Here is a 4,581-nt window from a genome sequence, read left to right as displayed (position 1 = left end):
GCCCAGTTGCCCGCCGATGCCGACGAGAGCAGCATGCCGCAATCGGCGGTCGACTCAGGCATGGCGGACTTCGTGCTCACCGCTGCCCAGATCCCTGGCAAGTTGATCGAACTGGGCGGCATTACACAGGCCATCCGGCAGGAGGCCTTGCACGGACATGCGCCTCCGGAAGTGCCGTTCGACATGGGGCCCGATCCGCAGCAGACGCTGGACGACGTGCTGGCGCTGCTGCATGCACGCACTGGCCATGACTTTCGCCAGTACAGGCGGCCCACGCTGCTGCGCCGGCTGGAGCGCCGCCTGCAGGTGCGCGCCCTGCGAAACTTGCCCGGCTATCGTGATCTGTTGCAGCAGGACGCCAGCGAATCGGAGGCGCTGCTCAAGGACCTGCTGATCGGCGTCACCCAATTCTTCCGCGACCGCGAAGCTTTTGCGGCGCTGGCGCAGACGGTGTTGCCGCAAATCCTCCATGGCAAGGGGCCCGGCGATACGGTGCGGGTCTGGGCGGCAGCCTGCTCGACCGGCGAGGAAGCCTATTCACTCGCCATGCTGCTGAAAGACCAGACGGACGCGATGACACGCCCGCCGCAAGTCCAGGTATTCGCTTCCGACATCGATGCGCATGCGATCCGCACCGCGCGTGCCGGCCTGTATCCCGCCTCAATTGCGCAGGATGTCCCCCAGGAGCGGCTGCAGCGCTATTTCACGATGGAGAATGGCGGCTACAAGGTGCGCAAGGCCTTGCGCGACCATGTACTGTTTGCCGAGCACAACCTGCTGCATGACCCGGCTTTTTCCGGGCTGAACCTGATCACCTGCCGCAATTTCCTCATTTACCTGAACAGGGAAATGCACCGGCACGTGCTGGGCACGTTCCATTTCGCCCTTCATCCCGGCGGCTATCTGATGCTCGGCATCGCGGAAACTGCCGAAGATGCATCGCACCTGTTTGCGCCGGTCAATACTGCGCAGCGGCTTTACCAGGCGAAGCCGGTATCGCGCGCTGCTTCGCTATCGTCAGCGATCCCGGTTCGCCAGGTGCAGCGTGCCGCGCCCGCGGAACACGACGAGGTGCCGGCCACGGCGCGCCGCAGCCGCCTGTTTTCCTTCGCCGAGATCCACCTGCACAAGGCGGCAGAACAGGCGCCACCCAGCATCCTGGTCAATGGCAATTCCGAAATCGTCCATATTTCGGAACGGGCCAGCCACTTTTTGCACCATGTCGGCGGTGAACCCACACGTGATCTGGCAGCGCTGGTGGCGCCGGAATTGCGGCTGGAATTGCGGACTGCATTGTTCCAGTCGCAAAAAAGCGGCCTGCGGGTCAGCACCGGGCCGGTACGGTACGAACAAGGCGGCGAGCATCGGGCGGTGGAAATGACAGTGCTGCCGTTTCAGGACGAGCATGCCGAAGGCCTGTTGATGCTGGTGATCTTCAGCGAGGTCGCTGACCTGCCGGCAGTGACAGCTCCCGTCGACGGGAGCGACCAGTCGCTGCAGGAACAGTTGGACGAAGAACTGCGGCAGACCCGCCGCAAGCTGCAGGAAACGATGGACCAGGCGGAACAGTCCAGCGCGGCACTGCGCACAACGATCGAGGAGCTGCAGACTGCCATCGCGGAGCTGCGCTCGGCGAACGAGGAGCTGGAATCAGGGAACGAGGAATTGCGCTCCGCCAACGAAGAACTCAGGACAGTCAACACCGAACTCAAGCGCCGGCTGGAAAGCCTGTCCAAGGACCATGACGACCTGAACAACCTGATCGCATCATCCGACGTGGCGACACTGTTCCTCGACCGCGAGATGCGCATCGTACGTTACACGCCGCGTATCGCCGAGCTGTTCAATCTGATTCCGGCCGACGTCGGCCGCCCGCTGCAGCATCTTGCCGGCAGGCTCGACAATGCCCGCCTGGCCGAGGAATCCTTCCGTGTCTTCGAGACACTGCAACCCCAGGAGCAGGAAGTGCGCAGCAATGACGGCCGCGATTACATTGTGCGGGTACACCCTTACCGCACCACCGAAGACCGTATCGCCGGCGCGGTGATGTCCTTCTTCGACATCACCAGCCGCCGTACCGTCGAAAAAGCCTTGCAGGAGAGCGAACGGCGCCTGGCGCTCGCTTTCGCTGCGCTGCCGATCGGAATCTGCACCGTCGATACGGCCGGGAACATGGTCATCCTCAACGAGGTCATGCGGCGCTTTCTGCCAACGGGCAAGATACCATCGCGGGATCCTGAACGAATGGCACGCTGGCGTGGCCGGGACGCTGCCTGCATGCCCGTCCAGCCTGACGATTTTCCCGGCGCGCGTGCGCTTTGCGGTGAAAACGTCTTGCCCGGGATGCAGATGCTGTACCTGGACGACGACGGCAATGAGATCTGGACCGAAGTGCGCTCGCAGCCGTTGCGCGACAGCGAGGGGCGCATCACCGGCGCCCTGGTAGTGGTGGTCGACATCGACCGCATGAAGCGCAGCGAGGAACTCGCGCAGCAGAGGGCGCGGCACCAGACTTTCCTGCTCAGCTTGTCCGTTGCATTGCGGGCGGAATTCAATGCCGATGCGGTGGCGAACCGCGCGTTGCCAATGCTCTTCGATGAGATGCGGCTGGACCGTTGCTGCATCATCTCCTACCGTCTCGACGAGGACTCGGCGGACGTGACGCACCAGGCGGGAATTGATTGCGTTCCACCGCTTCCCGGCACGTTCTGCCTCTCCGACTATCCGCAGGCATTTCGCGGCGCTCCAGGCCGGACGCTGGTGATCGAAGATGCGTTCGAGCGGCCGGGCCTGTCGGAAGCGGAGCGAGGCAATATCATCAAACTTGGCGTACGCGCATTCGTGGCTGCCACGCTGCGCAACGGCGAGAACAAGCCGGTGTGGTCGATGGTCGCCATCAGCGCGGCACCGCGCCGCTGGACGCCCGCCGAAGTCGCGCTGGTCGAAGAGGTTGCCGAACGCACCTGGGCGGCCGTGGAGCGTTCCCGGGCCGAGGAAACCGCGTCGCGCGCCGAGCGGCGCGCGGAGAGCATCCTTGAGCACATGGGCGATGCGCATTGCGTCCTCGACCGCGACTTCCGCATTGTGGGCGTGAACGCTGCTGCCGAGCGCTTGCTCAGCACGCGGCGCACGATGCTGCTGAAGCGCTCGCATTGGGACGCCTTCCCCGCGTCCGTGGACGCACCCATCGGACATGCATTAAGACGTGTTGTGGCCGAGGGTATTGAGCAGCATATTACGCACCACTACACCGGCGAGGGCTATGACTTTCATCTTGAGGTAGATGCGTACCCGACCGACGAGGGCGGTGTAGCCCTGTTCTGGCGCAACATCACCGAACGGGTGCGGGCCGAACTGGCGCTGCGGACGAGCGAGGAAAAGTATCGCGCGCTGTTCGACGAGATGGACGAAGCCTACGCGGTTGTCGAGGTCATGGCCGACGCCGCGGGCCGCTGGACGGACTTCCTGTTCCTCGAAGTCAACCCTGCATTCATGCGGCACACCGGCATGCCCTATCCGGTAGGGCGTACCGCGACCCAGTTGCTCGGCACCCCCAACCCGCGCTGGGCCGAACTCTACGGCCGTGCCGCGACAACCGGCGAGTCGATCCGCCTGGAACAAGGCGAGCTGGCGCTCGGGCGCGTATTCGACCTCAATATCTTCCGGCTTGGCGGCGAGGGAAGCCGGCGCGTCGCGGTGCTCTTTACCGACATCACCGAGCGCAAGCATGCGGAAGCCGCGTTGCAAGACAGCGAGGAACGCTACCGTACGCTATTCGAGATGATGGCACAGGGGTATTGCGAGCTTGAACTGCTGCGCGATGCCGGCGGCCGCGCGGTCGACCTGCACTACCTGGAATTCAACCCGGCCTTCGAACGGATCTTCGGGCTTCCCGTGGCGCAGGTGTGCGGCCGGAAGGCGAGCGAGGTGTTCCCCGGGCTGGAGCCGTGGTGGCTCGAGACCTACGATCGCATCGCGCAGGCAGGAAAGCCGGATCGCGTCGAGCACGAGATGGCGTCCCTCGGGCGCTGGTTCGAAGTGCAGGTCTACCCGCGCGGCGGTGACCGTCTGGCGCTGCTTTACGACGACATCACTGCGCGAAAGAAAGCGCAGAAGTAAGCTGCAAACAGTCGGGCGGGCCTGACGCCGGCGCCGATTCTCGTCATGGCTCGCGTCGAGCATTCATTGCTTGCAGCCCGATTTGGCATCAATCGCAAGAGCGCGATTCAATATCGCCTCCTGTCGTTTTACAGTGCGATGCCATGTCAGGAGGCCGGTGGTATGGGCAAGGGCTGGACGATGTTCGCACCTGCCCGCTTCATCGACCATATCCCGAATCGTTTTTTCCACGGCGCGTTGCTTGCGACTGCGTCAGCCAGGACATGCACCTTGAAACCGCGACGCCGGGCATCCAGAACTGTGGATCGTACGCAGCCCTCCGCGAAAACGCCCATCACGTAGAGATCGGAAATCTTCTCCATGTGAAGATAGCGGTCCAGTTCCGGGTTGGAGAAAGCACTCGCGCTCGCTTTTGCAAATATCCTGAAAGAGCCGTCATTCCGTATGCGGGCATCCAGATCT

General features: G+C 63.4%; 2 protein-coding genes. One reads left to right on the top strand and one right to left on the bottom strand.

Annotated elements, in window-relative coordinates; genetic code table 11:
- The coding region (locus AYR66_RS07425; RefSeq protein WP_206047097.1) for a CheR family methyltransferase at positions 1 to 4,119 on the top strand (4,119 nt) is incomplete at its 5' end.
- A 146-nt stretch (positions 4,120 to 4,265) separates the two neighbouring features.
- On the opposite strand, the gene AYR66_RS29420 is transcribed toward AYR66_RS07425, so the two are convergent.
- A partial coding sequence (locus AYR66_RS29420; RefSeq protein ID WP_206047096.1) for a cysteine hydrolase family protein occupies positions 4,266 to 4,581 on the bottom strand: 316 nt, incomplete at its 5' end.

Origin of the sequence: Noviherbaspirillum denitrificans (genome assembly GCF_002211445.1) — a bacterium.
In the GTDB taxonomy this organism is placed as follows: domain Bacteria; phylum Pseudomonadota; class Gammaproteobacteria; order Burkholderiales; family Burkholderiaceae_D; genus Noviherbaspirillum; species Noviherbaspirillum denitrificans.
The sequence above is the reverse complement of the archived record's forward strand: the minus strand, read 5'-3'. Positions and strand labels throughout refer to the sequence as shown.